The following is a 16,572-nucleotide window of genomic DNA, read 5'->3' on the forward strand; positions in this document are numbered from 1 at the left end:
GCCGTCGCGCGCCGCCCGGCCGTCCCGCGGCTCCGCCGCGCTCCGTCGTCCGCCCTCCGCCCCTGCTGCCACCGGCACGCCCCGAGACCGGGGCGGGGGCTTCTCCCTCAGGAAAGCCAATGTTCCGAACCGCCCTGCGCAATGTGCTCGCGCACAAGGCCAGACTGCTGATGACCGTGCTCGCCGTGATGCTCGGCGTCGCCTTCGTCTCCGGCACCCTGGTCTTCACCGACACCGTCGGCGACGCCTACAAGAACAAGATGTCCAGAAGCTTCGACCACACCTCCGTGTCGGTCCGCAGCAACGCTGCCATGCCCGAGGACGGCGCGTCCGAGCCCGAGGCCGTGCTCACCGACGGACTGCTGACGAAGATCCGGAAGCTGCCGGGCACCGAGTCCGCCACCGGCGTCGTCTCCGGCTTCACCGCGCTCGCCGACAAGCAGGGCAAGCTGGTCGGCAAGGACTGGGGGACCATGGGCGCCAACTACGTCCCCGGCCCCGACGGCAAGGACGCCCGCTACTCCTTCTCCACCGGCCGGGCCCCCCGGTCCTCCGGGGAGATCGCGCTGGACAGCGCCACCGCCGGACGCACCGGCTACCGGGTCGGCGACACCGTCCGGCTGTCCACCAACGGGCCTGTGATGAAGCCGAGGATCACCGGCGTCTTCCACACCGACGACGGCCATGTCATAGCCGGCGGCAGCCTCGTGCTGTTCGACAACGCCACCGCCCGCACGGCGCTCGACAAGACCTCCGAGTACGACGAGATCACCGTCGCGGCCGCCTCCGGCACCTCCGAGGAAGCCCTCAAGAGCGCCGTCGAGAAGATCCTGCCGAAGGACGCGGAGGCCGTCACCGGCCGGACCCTCGCGGCCGAGCAGGAGGAGATGATCGCCAAGCAGACCGCGTCGATGAGCAGCACGCTCCTCTACTTCGCCGCCATCGCGCTCTTCGTCGGCATCTTCATCATCGCCAACACCTTCACCATGCTGGTCTCCCAGCGCACCCGGGAGCTCGCCCTGATGCGCGCGGTGGGCGCCTCCCGCCGCCAGGTGACGCGCTCCGTCCTGGTCGAGGCGCTGCTCGTCGGCGTGGTCGCGGCGGCCTCCGGCTTCCTGCTGGGCATCGGCGTCGCCGTGGGCCTGCGCTCGCTCATCACCATGACCGGCGCCTCGCTGCCCGACGGGCCACTGGTCATCGCGCCCGCCACCGGGCTCGTCTCGCTCGTCGTCGGTGTCGTCGTCACCATGCTCGCCGCCTGGCTGCCCGGCCGCCGCGCCGCGAAGGTGCCGCCGGTCGCCGCGATGAACAGCGTCCACGCCACGCCCACCACCCGCAGTCTGGTCGTCCGGAACGTCATCGGCTCGGTCATCACCGCGCTCGGCGGCGCGCTGGTCCTCCTGGGCGCCTCGATGGGCGAGGACGGCAACCCCGTCATGGCGGGCGGCGCCGGATGCCTGCTCATCGGTGTCATCGTGCTGACGCCCCTGCTGTCCCGCCCGGTCATCGCGGCCGCCACGCCGCTGCTCGACCGCCTCGGCGTCCCGGGCAGGCTGGCCCGGGCGAACGCGCTGCGCAACCCGCGCCGCACCGCCTCCACCGCGGCCGCGCTGATGATCGGCCTCACCCTCATCACGGCGATGACCGTGCTGGCCACCTCCACGCAGGGCGCCCTCGACCGGATGGCCGCCGACTCCCTGAAGGCCGACTACACCGTCGGCATGGCCAACTACTCGCCGCTCGCCCCGGAGGTGGGCGAGAAGCTGGCGGAGCTGGACGGTGTCGCGGCGACCAGCCCGGTCCGCGAGGCGTACGGCGAGGCGGACGGCAGCTACTCGGCCTTCAACGGCGTCGACCCGAAGTCCGTCGACCGGCTGCTCGGCCCGGACTTCACCAGCGGCTCGTTCGCCGGCCTGGCGGACAAGGGAGCGGTGATCGACCGTCAGACCGCCGACGACCTGCACCTCGGCATGGGCGACCCGCTCCCGGTGAAGTTCGACGACGGCAAGAAGGACCGGCTGAAGGTCGTCGGGATCTACCACGCCAACGACATGGTCCACGGCATCTACGTGGCCACGTCCGTGGTCACCCCGCACCTGGAGAAGCCCGGCGACGAGCAGGTGCTGGTCAAGATGGAGAAGGGCGCCTCCGAGGCGGCGCAGACCGCCATCGTGAACGAACTGGGCAAGAACCCCGGCATCCAGATCATGGACAAGGAGGACATCAGCAACAAGTTCGGCGAGATGATCAACCTGATGCTGAAGATGCTGTACGGCCTGCTCGGCATGGCGGTGCTCATCGCGGTGCTCGGTGTCGTCAACACCCTGGCCATGTCGGTGTTCGAGCGGAAGCACGAGATCGGCATGCTGCGGGCGATCGGCCTGGACCGCGCCAAGGTCAAGCAGATGGTCCGGCTGGAGTCGGTGGTGATCTCGCTGTTCGGCGCCCTGCTGGGGATCGGGCTCGGCATCTTCCTGGCCTGGGCGGCGGGCCGGTCCATCGGCGAAGAGGTGAAGACCTACGCGATGGAGATCCCGTTCGACCGGATCGGCGTCTTCCTGGCGGCGGCCGCGGTGGTCGGCGTCCTGGCCGCGGTCTGGCCGGCCCGGCGGGCCGCCCGGCTCAACGCCCTGGAGGCCATCAAGGCCGAATGACCCCCGGCGGCAGGGCCCGTCCGCACGGTACGCACCGTGCGGACGGGCCCTGTCCGTTGTGCCGCCCCGCACGCCGGGGCGGCGGGCTCAGCTCCGCCAGTCGCGGCTGCGCAGCGGCAGCCCCGCGTCCCCGGAGCCGGAGGTCCGCACCGCGAGGACCTGGTTGACACCGATCCGGTTGCGCTCGAAGGAGAGCGCGGACGCGGCCATGTAGAGCCGCCAGACCCGGGCCCGGCCGGGCGAGGTGAGGCGGACGGCGTCCGTCCAGCCCGCTTCGAGGTTGGCCACCCAGCGGCGCAGGGTGCGGGCGTAGTGCTCGCGGATCGCCTCCAGGTCCCGCACCTCGAACCCGGCCTCCTCCAGCAGCGAGACCGTGCGGCCGACCGGCGCCAGCTCCCCGTCGGGGAAGACGTAGGCGTCGATGAAGGCGTCGACCCGGTAGCCCTCCTCGTCCCCCACCGGACGGCGGGCGATCTGGTGGTTCAGCAGCCGCCCGCCGGGCTTCAGCAGGCCGTACAGGGCGGCGGCGTAGTCCCGGTAGCGGGCGGCGCCCACGTGTTCGGCCATCCCGATCGAGGAGACCGCGTCGTACGGGCCGTCGGTGACGTGGCGGTAGTCCTGGACGCGGATCTCCACCCGGTCGGTGAGGCCCGCGTCGGCGATCCGCTTGCGGGCGTAGGCCGCCTGCTCGGTGGAGAGGGTGATGCCGACGGCCTGCACGCCGTACTCGCGCGCCGCGTGCAGCACCATCGAGCCCCAGCCGCAGCCGACGTCCAGCAGCCGGTCCCCCGGCTGCAGGGCGAGCTTGCGGCAGACCAGGTCGAGCTTGGCCCGCTGCGCCTCCTCCAGCGACGCCCCCTCCTCCCAGTAGGCGCAGGAGTAGACCATGGACGGCCCGAGCACCAGCTCGTAGAAGTCGTTGCCGACGTCGTAGTGGTGGCTGATGGCGGCCTTGTCGCGGCGCGGGCTGTGCAGTACTCCGGTGCGGCTGCGCATCTCCTCGGGCGGCGGGGCCGGCGGCAGGCCCGGACCGGCCAGCGTGACCAGCTCCCGGACCGCGGACCGCAGCCCGGGGTCCCGCAGCGCGGTCAGCCGACCGAGCGCGCCGCCCCCACCGGTGCCCGGGTCGCGCTCCCAGAGGAGGCCGGCGAGCCGGTCGAGGCCCTCGTAGAGATCGGTGTCGAAGTCGATCTCGCCGGCGACCCAGGCCCGGGCGAGCCCGAGCTCCCCCGGCCGCCACAGCAGGCGGCGCAGGGCGCGGCGGTGACGCAGCACCAGGGTGGGGGCGCCCGGTGGGCCGGCCTCGCTGCCGTCCCAGGCACGAATGCGGACCGGGAGAGGTGATCCCAGCAGTTCCTCGGCAAGTGCGGTGAGCCGCGACGCGGCTTCGGCCATGTCGTACACCTCCGTGACGGCGGATCGACGGGGTCCATCACCTGTATCAACGCCAACGGACCCGGAACGCAGTCCTGTTGCCGCGTAAGAGAACGGCAAAGAGCACCTACAGTCCATACGCCGAAATGCGCCCGCAAACCACCCCGCACCGGGGGCGCCCGGCGCAGAAGCCAGTGTCGGCTCGGGGCCCACGGCATCCGGCGAGGCTCGGGGCCGGGCCCGCCAAAAGCACCCGAACGGGCGTCCGCACCGGAGGGCGGCCCCCACGGGCCGGAAGGGACCCCGCAGGCCGGGGTGGTGCCGGGGTGCCCGGACGCACCGCGGGGCCGGTTCGGCGAACCGGCCCCGGAACGCCCGGAGGGACGTCCGCACCACGGATGGCGGACGTCCCTCCGGACTACTGCTCTGTGCTGCCCTGCGGCGTCAGGCCTTGGCCTTCTCCGACGGGCCGGCGGCCTTCTCGGCGGACACGGCGGCCGGCACCGGGCGGGCGGCCTCGTAGAACTCCTCGCGGGGGTTCTCCATCGCGCCGAGGGAGACGACCTCGCGCTTGAGGAACATCGCGAGGGCCCAGTCCGCGAAGACCCGGATCTTCCGGTTCCAGGTCGGGACGGCCAGACCGTGGTAGCCGCGGTGCATGTACCAGGCGAGGCGGCCACGGAGCTTGATCTTGGCCTTGCCCATCACGATCATCGCGACGCCCTTGTGCAGGCCGAGACCGGCGACGGCGCCCTTGTTCGCGTGCTTGTACTCGGTCTGCGGGAAGCCCCGCATCCCGGAGATCACGTTGTCGCCGAGGACCTTGGCCTGGCGCAGCGCGTGCTGCGCGTTCGGCGGGCACCAGGCGTTCTCGACGCCGGCGGACCGGGCGGCGAGGTCCGGCACCTGGGCGTTGTCGCCCGCGGACCAGATGTAGTCCGTGCCGTTGACCTGGAGGGTCGGCGTGGTGTCCACGTGGCCGCGGGGGCCGAGCGGCAGGCCGAAGCGGGCCAGCGCCGGGTTCGGCTTGACGCCGGCGGTCCACACGATGGTGCTGGAGTCGACCTCGAGGCCGTTCTTGAGCACGACGTGGCCGTCGACGCAGGACTCCATCGAGGTGCTGAGGTAGATCTCGATGCCGCGCTTCTGGAGGTGCTCCAGGCCCCACTTGCCGAGCTCGGGACCGACCTCGGGGAGGATCTTGTCCGCGGCGTCGACGAGCACGAAGCGCATGTCCTCGCGCTCCACGTTCGGGTAGTACTTCGCGGCGTCGCGGGCCATGTCCTCGACCTCGCCGATGGTCTCCGCGCCGGCGAAGCCGCCGCCCACGAAGACGAACGTCAGGGCCTTGCGGCGGACGTTCTCATCGGTCGTCGAGTCGGCCTTGTCGAGCTGCTCCAGGACGTGGTTCCGCAGGCCGATGGCCTCCTCCACGCCCTTCATGCCTATGCCCTGCTCGGCCAGGCCCGGGATCGGGAAGGTGCGGGAGACCGCGCCGAGGGCCACCACCAGGTAGTCGAACGGCAGCTCGTACGCCTCGCCGACGAGCGGCGTGATCGTGGCGACCTTGCGGTCCTGGTCGATGGTGGAGACCCGGCCGGTGAGAACCTCCGCCTTGGGAAGCACGCGTCGCAGGGGGACAACGACGTGCCGCGGGGAGATGCTGCCGGCGGCGGCTTCGGGAAGGAAGGGCTGGTACGTCATGTACGAGCGCGGGTCGACGACCGTGACGGTCGCCTCGCCGTACCGCATCTTCTTGAGGATGCGGCGTGCCGCGTACAGGCCTACGTACCCACCGCCTACTACGAGGATCCTGGGACGCTCCGTGGTGCTCATGATTCGAGTATCCAGCACCCCTCCGGGGGGTGCTCGTGAGCCCCTTCACAAGCATCGGGCACCCCTCTGCTACACTCCGCCGCCGCCGTGACCGAGGTCATGGCGACGGACGGAACCTCAGTGTAGGCAGGGGCGTTGAACACCCCCCTGAACTGGCATTGTGTCCGCCGACACACCATGCGGCCCGAAGCGGACCGACGCGGCGCAACACTCCCGAAACAGGGCGGCGACCCCGACTTCGGAGGCGGAGCGGGCACTTATCCGGGGTTTACAGCCCTCCAGAGCGGTCGCGGGGGCACTTTTTCATGTGAAGAGTTTCACGAAGCTTTTTCGGCAGGGGCCCCCAAGGCCCCCTCCGGAGGCCCTGCCGGGGCGGTTCGCACCCCTGGCATCGGCACGACGGGAGAGGTCAACGCCCCGTTCACCGGAGGCCCGGAGGCGTGCGGGAATGCCGCGCTCCGGCACGCGCCAGGACCCGCTGAACGCCGGGGACCCGCTGCCGGGGAACCCGCTGAACGCCGAGGGCCGCCCCGAGCCCATGGCTCCGGGGCGGCCCGTACGGCGCCGCGAACCGTCAGTGCGCGTCGGCCGCCACGCTCCACGCAATGCCGTCGAGGATGTCGTGCTCGCTGACCACGACGTCCGGGGCACCGGTCCGCTCCATGATCGAGAGCAGTACCAGGGCGCCCGCGGCGATCACGTCGACCCGGCCCGGGTGCATCACCGGGCTGGCGGCGCGCTGCTCGTGGGTCGAGGTCAGCAGGTCGCCGGTGATCTCCCGGACCTTCTCCACCGGGATGCGGGCGTGGTGGATCGCGGCGGGGTCGTAGGAGCTCAGGCCCAGCGCGACGGCGGCGACCGTGGTCACCGAGCCCGCCAGCCCGACGAGCGTGCGGGCCTCGTGCAGCGGGACCGTCTCCTCGACCACGTCCAGCGCGGCGGCGATGTCGGCCTTGATCGCGGTGACCTGGCCGGGCGTCGGCGGGTCGACGACCTTCCCGTCCCGGACGAGGTGCCGCTCGGTCATCCGCACACAGCCGATGTCGACCGAACGGGCCGCGCGGACCGCGCCGTCCCCCACCACGAACTCGGTCGAGCCGCCACCGATGTCCACGACCAGGTAGGGCTCCTCGAACGGCGACGTCCCGTCGCCGGCGCCGCCGAGCTCCTTGGTGGCGCCGGTGAAGGAGAACTCGGCCTCCTGGTCGCCGGTGATCACCTCGGGCTCCACCCCGAGGATGTCGACCACGCCCCGGACGAAGTCCGCACGGTTCTCCGCGTCCCGGGAGGCGGAGGTGGCGACGAAGCGGAGCCGGGCCGGGGCCTCCACACCGAGGTCGCGTATCACCTCGGCGTACTCGCGGCAGGCGGCGAAGGTCCGCTCCAGCGCCTCGGGCGCCAGCCGTCCCGTCCGGTCCACGTCCTGCCCGAGCCGGACGATCTTCATCCGGCGGTCCAGCTCGGTCAGGCTCCCGGTGGCCGGGTCGGCGTCCGCGACGAGGAGCCGGATGGAGTTCGTACCGCAGTCGACCGCGGCGACCCGGGTCACTGCGCCTCCTCCGCCGCCCCGGCCGGGCCGCAGCCCGCGCACGGGCCCTTCCGCCACCACTCGGGCAGCATCGCGATGGCCTCGTCGCCGAGCGGGTTCACCCCGGGGCCGGCCGCCAGGGAGTGGCCGACCAGCACGTGCAGGCACTTCACCCGGTCCGGCATGCCGCCCGCGCTGGGGAAGCCCTGGAGCACCTCGACCGCGTCCCGGCGCCGGATGTAGTCCTCGTGCGCGGCCCGGTAGGCGGCTGCCAGCTCCGGGTCCTCGGCGAGCCGGGCCGTCATGTCCTTCATGACGCCGTCGGCCTCCAGCGTGCCGATGGCGGAGGCGGCGCGCGGGCAGGTCAGGTAGTACAGCGTCGGGAACGGGGTGCCGTCCTCCAGGCGCGGCGCGGTCTCCACCACGTCGGGCAGCCCGCAGGGGCAGCGGTGGGCGATCGCCCGCAGCCCGCGCGGAACGCGGCCGAGCTGCTCACCGATCGCCGTCACATCGGCGTCGGTCGGCGGGGTGGGGTCGGTCGAGGGAGGGGGCGTGTCCATGCCTGCGCAGATCTCTTCGTCGGTTCGGTCGGTTGATCGGGGATCGGTGTCCCGCGTCGCCTATCGGGTCCGGTGGCCCGCGTCGGCGCGGTCGACGCCGTCCCAGAGCTCGCTGTACCAGGGGCGGGCGGCCGCCTCCTCGTCACGGCTGCGGACGGTGTCGGGGCCGCCCTCGCGGACCACGGTGTAGCCGGTCTCGCCGGGGCGCACATAGTGCAGGTGCTCGCGGGCCTGCCGCTCGACGTACGCCGGGTCCTGCCAGCGGGCCTTCTCGTCGCGCAGCCGCTCGACCTCGGCGCGCGCCCGCTCGGCGCGGCGCTGCTGTTCGGCGATCTGGGAACGCTGCGAGACGAACTGCCGCATCGGGTAGGCGAGCGCGACGACGAGGGAGCAGACCACCAGGGCCAGCAGCGCCGCCCGGCCGGTGAGCCGGCTGCGGCGCGGCGGTCCGGCGCGCCGGCCGGCCCGGTAGACCCGGGCGGCGGCCTGCTCGCCGAGGGCCTTGAGTCTGGTCGCGGTGGAGAACCGCTCCCGGTCTCCGGCCACGTCGCCTCCCCTGTCGCTCCCCGTACCGGCTCTCCGTGTCCAGTACGAACGTCCCCGGCCACGGTACGGGACCGGGGACGGGGACGTCCGGATGCCGGGCGGGGCCGTGTGCGGCGGCCCCGCCGTGGCGAGCCTGGTGCAAGGCCCCCTTTACTGGGAGCGGAACCGCGGGAAGGCGGAGCGGCCCGCGTACACCGCGGCGTCGTCGAGGATCTCCTCGATGCGCAGCAGCTGGTTGTACTTGGCGACGCGCTCGGAGCGGGCCGGGGCGCCGGTCTTGATCTGGCCGCAGTTGGTGGCGACGGCCAGGTCGGCGATGGTGACGTCCTCGGTCTCGCCGGAGCGGTGGGACATCATGCACTTGTAGCCGTTGCGCTGGGCCAGCTCGACGGCGTCCAGGGTCTCGGTCAGCGAGCCGATCTGGTTGACCTTGACCAGCAGGGCGTTGGCCGTGTTGCTCTCGATGCCGCGGGAGAGGCGCTCCGGGTTGGTGACGAACAGGTCGTCACCCACGAGCTGGACCTTGTCACCGAGCTGCTCGGTGATGGTCTTCCAGCCCTCCCAGTCCTCCTCGTTCAGCGGGTCCTCGATGGAGACCAGCGGGTACGCGGCGACCAGCTCGGCGTAGTAGGAGGTCATCTCGGCGGCGGAGAGCGACTTGCCCTCGAACGCGTACGCGCCGTCCTTGTAGAACTCGGTGGCGGCGACGTCGAGCGCGAGCGCGATGTCCTGGCCGGGGGTGTAGCCGGCCTTCTGGATGGCCTCGACGATCAGGTCGAGGGCCTCACGGTTGGAGTCCAGGTTCGGGGCGAAGCCGCCCTCGTCGCCGAGGCCGGTGGACAGGCCCCGCTCCTTCAGCACGGACTTCAGCGTGTGGTAGACCTCGGCGCCCCAGCGCAGGGCCTCGGAGAAGGACTCCGCGCCGATCGGAGCGATCATGAACTCCTGGATGTCCACATTGGAGTCGGCGTGCGAGCCGCCGTTGAGGATGTTCATCATCGGGACCGGCAGCAGGTGGGCGTTGGGGCCACCGAGGTACCGGAAGAGCGGCAGGTCGGACGCCTCGGAGGCGGCGTGCGCGACGGCGAGCGAGACGCCGAGGATGGCGTTGGCGCCCAGCGAGGACTTGTCCGGGGTGGCGTCGAGGTCGAACATCGCCTGGTCGATCAGCCGCTGCTCGGTGGCGTCGTAGCCGACGAGCTCCGGGCCGATCTGCTCGATCACGGCGAGGACGGCCTTCTCGACGCCCTTGCCGCTGTAGCGGCTCTTGTCACCGTCGCGGAGCTCGAGGGCCTCGAAGGCTCCGGTGGAGGCACCGGAGGGGACGGCGGCACGACCGGTGCTGCCGTCGTCGAGGCCGACCTCGACCTCGACCGTGGGGTTGCCTCGCGAGTCGAGGATTTCCCGGGCTACGACGACGTCGATGGACGGCACGAGCATCTCCTTCATAGGTGTGACGCAGATTCGCAGTGTCTCAGTGGCGCTGCGCCACGAGCCTAACCGGACCGGCCGCATCGGTCGGCCTCTGCCCGCCCGGCGAGACAAAAAGGCGCCCATAGGCCCGCAAAAGCACGCCCCGGCCGGGCGCGTCCGGGGGCAGAGCGCCAGGGCCGGGGCGGCAGGCCCGCCGCCCGCCGCCCCGGCCGGGGCCGGGCGGCGGGCGGCGGGAGGCGGATCAGCTCAGGTGGAGCTGCTGGCCCGGGTAGATCACATCGGCGTCGTCCACGATGTCCTTGTTCAGGTCGTAGATCTTCTTCCAGCCGCCCTTGACGTCCTCGGCCTTCGCGATGGTGCCGAGGGTGTCGCCGGTCTTGACCTTGTACTCGCCGTCACCCTTCTTGACGGCCTTCGGCGCGGCCTGCTTCTGCGGGGCCGCGGCCGGGCGGTCGCTGCGGTCGGCGTGCTCCGGGGCACCGCGGTCCTCCGCGGCGCCGCCGCCGGAGGAGGAGCCGGTGTCGACACCGGCGGCCGGGCCGCCCGCGGTGAGGCCGCCGGCCCCGGCGCAGGACCAGGCGCCCGGACCCTGCTGGGCGAGCAGCTTCTCGGCAGCGGCGATCTGCTGCTCCTTGGTGGCCTGGTCGGCGCGCGGGGCGTACTGGGTGCCGCCCGCGGCGGCCCAGCTGGACTGGGAGAACTGCAGGCCACCGTAGTAACCGTTGCCGGTGTTGATGGACCAGTTGCCACCGGACTCGCACTGGGCGACCTTCTCCCAGGTGTCCACGGAGGCGGCGGAGGCCGAGGTGGCGCCGATCAGCGGGGCGGCCACAGCCGTGCCCGCCAGACCGGCGAGCGCGGCCATACGGACGGCCTTGGACGGACGGCGGTGCTTGTTCTTGCCGGAAAGCAGCATGGAACGGTCTCCTCACCGACGCCTGCGAGGTGAGCTGTCGGGTTCGGGCTGTGAGTGCCCGGCCCGGTGCCTGCGCACCGGGCTTCACCCCTAGCCGGTCGGTCCGTTCATCCTTCAACGGACGTGTCCGGCACTTACCTTGGGTCCCCCGCTCCTGCCTACGGCGCTTTCGCGACGATTCCCTCCGGCCGCCGGCAGGATTCGGCGTGACGGTCGGAGGCGCCCGCGGTGGCGAGCGGACACGACGGTAAGCACACCCGCCCCGCGGGTTCAAAGTGCGACATCCCGACCGTCTCACCCCTCCCGGCCCGCCCGTCACTCGCATCACCGCAGGTGAGGGCGGGTACGGGGCCATCCGACCGTCCAGACAGGCGCGTTGGGCCGATGAGATGCTTCTCTCACGCACCCACAACGGTCGAAAGGGGCTCGAACTACCCTTCGGAATCGACCAGATCGAGGTTCTGGCCTGGGCGAATCACGTCCGCGTCGGAGCCGACGACGTCCTCGTTGGACGCGTAGAGCGCGCTCCAACCACCGGGAAGGGCGTACTCCTGAGCGATATCCGACAGACTGTCACCCGGTTGGACGGTGTACCGGCCGTCCGCGGACGTGTCGGCCCGGTCCTCACCGCGCGAGGCGTGCCGTCCGCTGTCGCGCTCCTCGTCGCCGGATTCCTTCTCGTCGGCGGGGGAGCCACGGTGCCGGCCGGTGCCTTCGCCGTCCTGGTCCGAGCCGTCCTTGCCCGAGCCGTCCTTCCCGCCGGACGCGCCGTCGCTCTTGTCCGACCGGTCGGCGTCGGCCTTGTCGTCGTCGCTCTTGTCGTCGCCGCTCTTGTCGCCGTCCGCGCCGTCGCTCTTCTCGTCGCCGCTCTTCTCGCCCTCGCGCTGCTTGCCGTCGGCCTCGTCGTCATCGGCGTCGCCGCTCTTGGCACGGTCGGCGTCGTCGGCTCTGCCGGAGGACGACGCGCCGTCGGAGTACTCCGGGTCGAGCGGCAGCAGGGACTCCAGCGGGCCCGGCGGCTCGGTGCTGCCGGGGTCGACGTCGGGGGCCTCGCCCCCTTCCTGCAGCCCCGCGTTGGTGGCGCAACTGGGCCAGGCCTCCGGCCCGCGGTCGGCGAGGACCTTCTCGGCCACCGATATCTGCTGGGAGCGGCTGGCCAGGTCGGCGCGCGGCGCGTAGTCCCGCCCGCCGTACTCCTCCCACATCTCCTGGGTGAACTGCAGGCCGCCGTAGAAGCCGTTGCCGGCGTCGGCGCTCCACAGCCCGCCGCTCTCGCACTGGGCGACCCGGTCCCAGGTGTCGGCGTCCGCCGCCTGGGCGCCGGTGGCCCCGAGCAGCGGCATCGCGATGCCCGCGCCGGTCATGCCGACGGTGACGAAGATGGCGGGTGCCTGACGGGGGCGGCGGTGTCGACCGTTCCCGGAACGCATGCGGTTGCCTTTCGAGCGAGTGACAGGGAGCCGTGGGGGGACCGCTTGAAAGTAGCGGCGGCCCACGGCAGTCACAAGACGATGTAGTCGAGATCACGTATTGGTCACGTAGTTGACAGACCTTCACTTCCTGTAGGGCTGAACTCCACCGGAAGGGTCCGCAGCCCCCGCATGATGAGCCCGCCACGCCACCGCAATTCATCCGTTTCCACCGCAAGCCGCATATCCGGCAGGCGGCGGAGCAGGGTGGCCAGCGCGGTCTGCGCCTCCAGCCGGGCGAGCGGTGCGCCCAGGCAGTAGTGGATGCCGTGGCCGTAGCCGAGGTGCTGGTTGTCACGGCGGGCGAGGTCGAGGGTGCCGGGCGCGTCGAAGCGCTCCGGATCGCGGTCGGCAGCGGCCAGCACCACCAGCACCGGGTCCCCGGCGGCGATCCGCTGCCCGCCGAGCCTCAGCGGCTCGGTGGCGAAGCGCCAGGTGGCGAGCTCGACCGGGCCGTCGTAGCGCAGCAGCTCCTCGACGCCGGTGGCGAGCAGCTCCGTCTCGCCGGCCGCCAGGGAGCGCTGCAGCCGCTCCCGTTGAACGGGATGGCGCAGCAGCGCGTACATACCGTTGCCGATGAGATTCACCGTGGTCTCGAAGCCGGCGAACAGCAGGATGAACGCCATCGCGGCCGCCTCGCCCTCGGTCAGGTGCTCACCGTGGTCGCTGGCGCGGATCAGGCCGGAGATGAGGTCGTCGCCCGGTTCCGCCCGCTTGCGGTGGATCAGTTCGGCGAGGTACGACCGCATCTTCTTGACCGAGCGGGCCACTCCCCCGCGCGGTCCGCCGCCGTGACGGATCATCATCCCGGCCCAGTCACGGAAGTCGTCCTGGTCCTCGGCCGGTACGCCCAGCATGTCGCAGATGGCGTAGATGGGGAGGGGAAAGGCGAATTCGTGGATGAGGTCCGCGGTGCCGTTCCCGGCGAAGCCGTCGATGAGCCGGTCGGTCAGCTCCTGCACCCGGGGCGCGAACTCCGCCACCCGGCGCGGGGTGAAGGCCTTGGACACCAGGCGGCGCAGCCGGGTGTGGTCCGGCGGGTCGATGTTGAGCAGATGGGTCATCAGATCGGCGCTGCGCTCGCCGGGGATGCCGACCTTTCCCTTGGCGTGGGCGGACTCGCTGTGGTGGACGGGGTTCTTGGAGAGCCGGGCGTCCGCGAGGGCCTGCCGGGCGTCGGTGTACCGGGTCACCAGCCAGGCCTCGACGCCGCTGGGCAGCGCGGTCCGGTACACGGGGCTGTGCTCGCGCAGCCAGGCGTACGCCGGATACGGGTCGGCGGCGAACTCCCAGCCGAAGAGCTGGGGCGGGGAGTCCGGGTCGGAGGCGTCTCGGTCCCGGGCGCCGGGGGTCTCGGGGGCCGGGGCGGCGGCATCCGGAGTTGCGGGCTCCGGGGCGGTGGCCTCCGGCGTCCGGCGGTCCGCGGTGGTGGCGTCCGGGGCTGTGATGTCCGGGGTCTCGGCGTCCGGGGCTGTGGCGTCCGGGGCTGTGATGTCCGGGGTCTCGGCGTCCGGGGCTGTGGCGTCCGGGGTCGGATCGGGGTTTTCCTGGGGCACGCTTCACCGTAACCGCCCCCGCCGGGAGGCCCCGCCGCCCGTCCGCGGGAGACTCCGGAGCCGGGGGCTTGGAGCTGGAGCCTGGGGCTTGCGAGCCGGAGCCGGGCCAGGGTCCCGGAGCCTGGGTCTTACGAGCCGGAGCCAGTGCCCCGGGAGTCAGGGGCCGGGTCCCAGGTCCCCGGAGCAGGGAGCCGGGTCACCGGGAGCCGGGAGCCGGGAGCCGGGAGCCGGGAGCCGGGAGCCGGGAGCCGGGAGCCGGGAGCCGGGAGCCGGGAGCCGGAGGACGTTACGCGGTCTGCCGGGCGTCGTGGTGCTCCAGCCAGCCGGAGGTGAGGAGGTACTGGCCGAGGAGGTACCCGGCCATGATCAGCACCTCCTGGGAGGGCACTTCCCGGCCCGCCGCCTTGAGCCCGATCAGCAGGTCCGAGCCCAGGAAGGCGGCGGCGCCCGCGCCGACCCGGCCGCCGACGCCGAGCGCGGTGGCCGTCATCGCGACCAGCGCGAGGCTGTAACCGGCGACCGGCAGCCGCAGCTGCTTGTCGAGGGTCGGCGCGAGGGCGGCGTTCACCGCGGCCCAGCCCGCCAGGCAGCCGACCGCCGGCCAGGGCTTCCGCGCGATGCCGCGGAGTGCGCCGAGTCCGGTACAGCCCGCGGTGTAGCTGACCTGGGTACCCAGGAACGCCGCCATTCCGAGGAGGAAGGCGGGCTTGTGCTCGTCGAAGAGGAGCGCCGTGTCACCGGCGGCGGCGAAGGCGAGCCCGGCGACGAGGGCCTTGGGGACCGGCGCGGAGGTGTCGGGGCGGCGGCGCAGCACATGGGCCGCGAGCGCGGGCATGAGCAGCGGCTTCGCGGCCCGGGACAGGCCGCGCGGGCTGCTGCTCACGCCCACCAGGTCGGCCGCGGAGAGCGCTCCGAACGCGGCGAGCGCACCGCGCCCGTGGCCGTCGGGCCGGGTCAGCTGCTGTGCGGCCGCGGCCGCCGCCCGGAGTACGCCCTGCCGCCGGGTGCCGCCCTGCCGGGTCCGCCTGCACTGCCCGCCCTGCCCGAAGATCGCCATGGCAGGCAGTCTCGCGATGCCGCTGATGCCCCGTCAACGGTGGGGTGATGTGATGTGCCGCTCCCACCGGGCCCGTCGGACGGGTGGCCGTCGGCCCATGGGCGCAGCGCTCCCCCGGACCGCGGCCCGAAGGGCCGGGGTCCCGCCGGGGCGTGCGCGCCGTCCGGGCGCGTCACGCGCGGCGGGTCACCCCGTGCCGTGGCCGCTGCCGCCGTGGTCCCACTTCCGGGGCTCCCCGTCGTCCTTGGTCCGCGACCCGGAGCCGAATTCGTACGGCATGCGCCGGACGCCGTCCCGCGGGACCTCGTCCCCTTCGCGGTACTCGGACACATCCGTGCGCGGCCGGGCCACGTCCTGGTGACCGGGCCCGTGGTTGGGCGGGGCCTCCCCGCTCCGGTGTTCGACCTGGGTCTCCCAGGCACCGCCGCGCGGCTGGGGCTGCTGCGGCGGGTCGGGTTCCCGCGAGCGGACGCGGTACCCCAGCCACACGGCCCCGATCAGCAGAAGCACCACGATGATGCCGACCACCAGCGGGGCGATGCCGACCAGGTAGTCCCGGAGTGCGATGTCCGAGCTCAGCTGCTGGTACATATCGGACGAGTACCCGGGTCGCGGGGGGTCACTCGACTTGTTCGGCCATCCGGATGGCGTCCCGGTAGGCGCGGGCGGCCGCCCGCAGCGCCGATTCCGGATCGACGCCCTCCGCCTCCGCCCGGACGGCCAGGGACAGCAGCCGCTCGCCGAGGTCACCGCCGCCCGCGGACACCGGCTCGGCCACCTCCAGCCCCGCCGTCCGCACCCGGGAGGCCAGCTTGGTGGCGAGGGCCAGCGCGGGCTGCCCCAGCGGGATGCCGTCCGTGACGGACTCCCGCTGCTTCTCGGCGGCCTTCGTGCGGCGCCAGTGCGCCTTGACGTCCTCGGCGCTCTCGGCGGTCTCCGTCCCGAAGACATGGGGGTGCCGGTGGATCAGCTTCTCCACGATGGTGCCCGCCACGTCGTCGATGGAGAACGGCTCCTCCGCGTCGTCCTGCGCAATGCGCGCATGGAACACGACCTGGAGCAGGACGTCGCCCAGCTCCTCCCGGAGCTCCTCGCGGTCCCCCGCCTCGATGGCCTCCACCAGCTCGTAGGCCTCTTCGATGCCGTACTTCGCCAGGCCCTCGTGGGTCTGGGCGCTGCTCCACGGGCACTCGGCCCGGATGGTGTCCATGACCTGCACCAGGTCCAGGAGGCGGGCGCCCGGCAGGTCGTACGAGGCGGGCAGCAGCTCCAGGTCCGGCATCTGCACCCGCCCCGATCCGGCGAGCCGGGCGAGCCCGTCGGTCAGCCGGGCGTCGCCCTCACCGGACGGGATGACGACGAGGGTGCGGCCGCCCGCGCTGTCGTCGACCAGTTCCTGGGCGTCCGGTGCCGCCTCCTCGACCGTGATCCCGGCCTCGCGCAGATACGGCAGCTGCGGGTGGGCCGGGTCGGCGCACAGCACCCGGTCGGCGCCGTGCAGCACCTGCCAGGCGGGCCAGGACAGCAGCCCGGGGGCGACCCGGTGGCTGGTGGTGAGAAGGACGATTCGGCCGGGGGCGTCTGCAGTCACGCGTCGAACGTAACCCACCGGGCGGGGGCACCCGGCCGCCGGTCGGGGCCC

At 72.7% G+C, this 16,572-nt stretch carries 13 protein-coding genes and 1 riboswitch; of the genes, 1 reads left to right on the plus strand and 12 read right to left on the minus strand.

Annotation, left to right across the window (positions count from 1 at the left end):
- Nucleotides 1-119 precede the first annotated feature (119 nt).
- Nucleotides 120-2,654, plus strand: coding sequence for an ABC transporter permease (locus ACFYYR_RS28360; protein ID WP_388859550.1), 2,535 nt, complete (start codon nucleotides 120-122; stop codon nucleotides 2,652-2,654).
- An 87-nt stretch (nucleotides 2,655-2,741) separates the two neighbouring features.
- Here the strand turns inward: ACFYYR_RS28360 and ACFYYR_RS28365 are convergent, their stop codons facing one another.
- The 12 genes from ACFYYR_RS28365 to ACFYYR_RS28420 all read right to left on the minus strand — a co-directional run bounded on the left by ACFYYR_RS28365 (nucleotide 2,742) and on the right by ACFYYR_RS28420 (nucleotide 16,521).
- A complete protein-coding gene (locus ACFYYR_RS28365) occupies nucleotides 2,742-4,049 on the minus strand; it encodes a class I SAM-dependent methyltransferase (protein ID WP_388859553.1) in 1,308 nt (435 codons plus the stop codon).
- Between the two features lie 423 nt (nucleotides 4,050-4,472).
- Complete coding sequence (locus ACFYYR_RS28370; protein WP_388859556.1) at nucleotides 4,473-5,864, minus strand: NAD(P)/FAD-dependent oxidoreductase; 1,392 nt, start codon at nucleotides 5,862-5,864, stop codon at nucleotides 4,473-4,475.
- 574 nt (nucleotides 5,865-6,438) lie between these two features.
- Nucleotides 6,439-7,413 carry an exopolyphosphatase gene (locus tag ACFYYR_RS28375; protein WP_388859559.1) on the minus strand — a complete coding sequence of 325 codons (975 nt, stop codon included), beginning with the start codon at nucleotides 7,411-7,413 and terminating at the stop codon, nucleotides 6,439-6,441.
- Nucleotides 7,410-7,952, minus strand: a complete 543-nt coding sequence (locus ACFYYR_RS28380) for a DUF501 domain-containing protein (RefSeq protein WP_388859562.1) — start codon at nucleotides 7,950-7,952, stop codon at nucleotides 7,410-7,412. Before ACFYYR_RS28380 ends, ACFYYR_RS28375 begins: the two co-directional genes overlap by 4 nt.
- A 60-nt stretch (nucleotides 7,953-8,012) precedes the next feature.
- On the minus strand, nucleotides 8,013-8,498 hold the full coding sequence (locus ACFYYR_RS28385; RefSeq protein ID WP_388859565.1) for a septum formation initiator family protein: 486 nt from the start codon (nucleotides 8,496-8,498) through the stop codon (nucleotides 8,013-8,015).
- A 150-nt stretch (nucleotides 8,499-8,648) separates the two neighbouring features.
- Nucleotides 8,649-9,938 (minus strand): phosphopyruvate hydratase, encoded by a 1,290-nt coding sequence (gene eno, locus ACFYYR_RS28390; protein ID WP_388859853.1) that lies wholly within the window; start codon nucleotides 9,936-9,938, stop codon nucleotides 8,649-8,651.
- A 235-nt stretch (nucleotides 9,939-10,173) separates the two neighbouring features.
- Nucleotides 10,174-10,848, minus strand: a complete 675-nt coding sequence (locus ACFYYR_RS28395; protein ID WP_388859568.1) for a transglycosylase family protein — start codon at nucleotides 10,846-10,848, stop codon at nucleotides 10,174-10,176.
- A gap of 4 nt (nucleotides 10,849-10,852) precedes the next feature.
- Nucleotides 10,853-11,024, minus strand: a riboswitch (cyclic di-AMP (ydaO/yuaA leader).
- A 255-nt stretch (nucleotides 11,025-11,279) separates the two neighbouring features.
- Nucleotides 11,280-12,278 carry a transglycosylase family protein gene (locus ACFYYR_RS28400; RefSeq protein ID WP_388859571.1) on the minus strand — a complete coding sequence of 333 codons (999 nt, stop codon included), beginning with the start codon at nucleotides 12,276-12,278 and terminating at the stop codon, nucleotides 11,280-11,282.
- 104 nt (nucleotides 12,279-12,382) lie between these two features.
- On the minus strand, nucleotides 12,383-13,765 hold the full coding sequence (locus tag ACFYYR_RS28405) for a cytochrome P450 (protein ID WP_388859855.1): 1,383 nt from the start codon (nucleotides 13,763-13,765) through the stop codon (nucleotides 12,383-12,385).
- A 394-nt stretch (nucleotides 13,766-14,159) separates the two neighbouring features.
- Nucleotides 14,160-14,930, minus strand: coding sequence for a lysoplasmalogenase (locus ACFYYR_RS28410; RefSeq protein WP_388859574.1), 771 nt, complete (start codon nucleotides 14,928-14,930; stop codon nucleotides 14,160-14,162).
- A 186-nt stretch (nucleotides 14,931-15,116) separates the two neighbouring features.
- Entirely contained in the window at nucleotides 15,117-15,521 is a 405-nt protein-coding gene (locus tag ACFYYR_RS28415) for a DUF6479 family protein (protein ID WP_388859577.1), read from the minus strand.
- Between the two features lie 28 nt (nucleotides 15,522-15,549).
- A complete protein-coding gene (locus ACFYYR_RS28420) occupies nucleotides 15,550-16,521 on the minus strand; it encodes a nucleoside triphosphate pyrophosphohydrolase (protein WP_388859580.1) in 972 nt (323 codons plus the stop codon).
- Between the last annotated feature and the right edge of the window lie 51 nt (nucleotides 16,522-16,572).

Origin of the sequence: Streptomyces sp. NPDC001922 (assembly GCF_042891165.1) — a bacterium.
Lineage (GTDB): Bacteria > Actinomycetota > Actinomycetes > Streptomycetales > Streptomycetaceae > Streptomyces.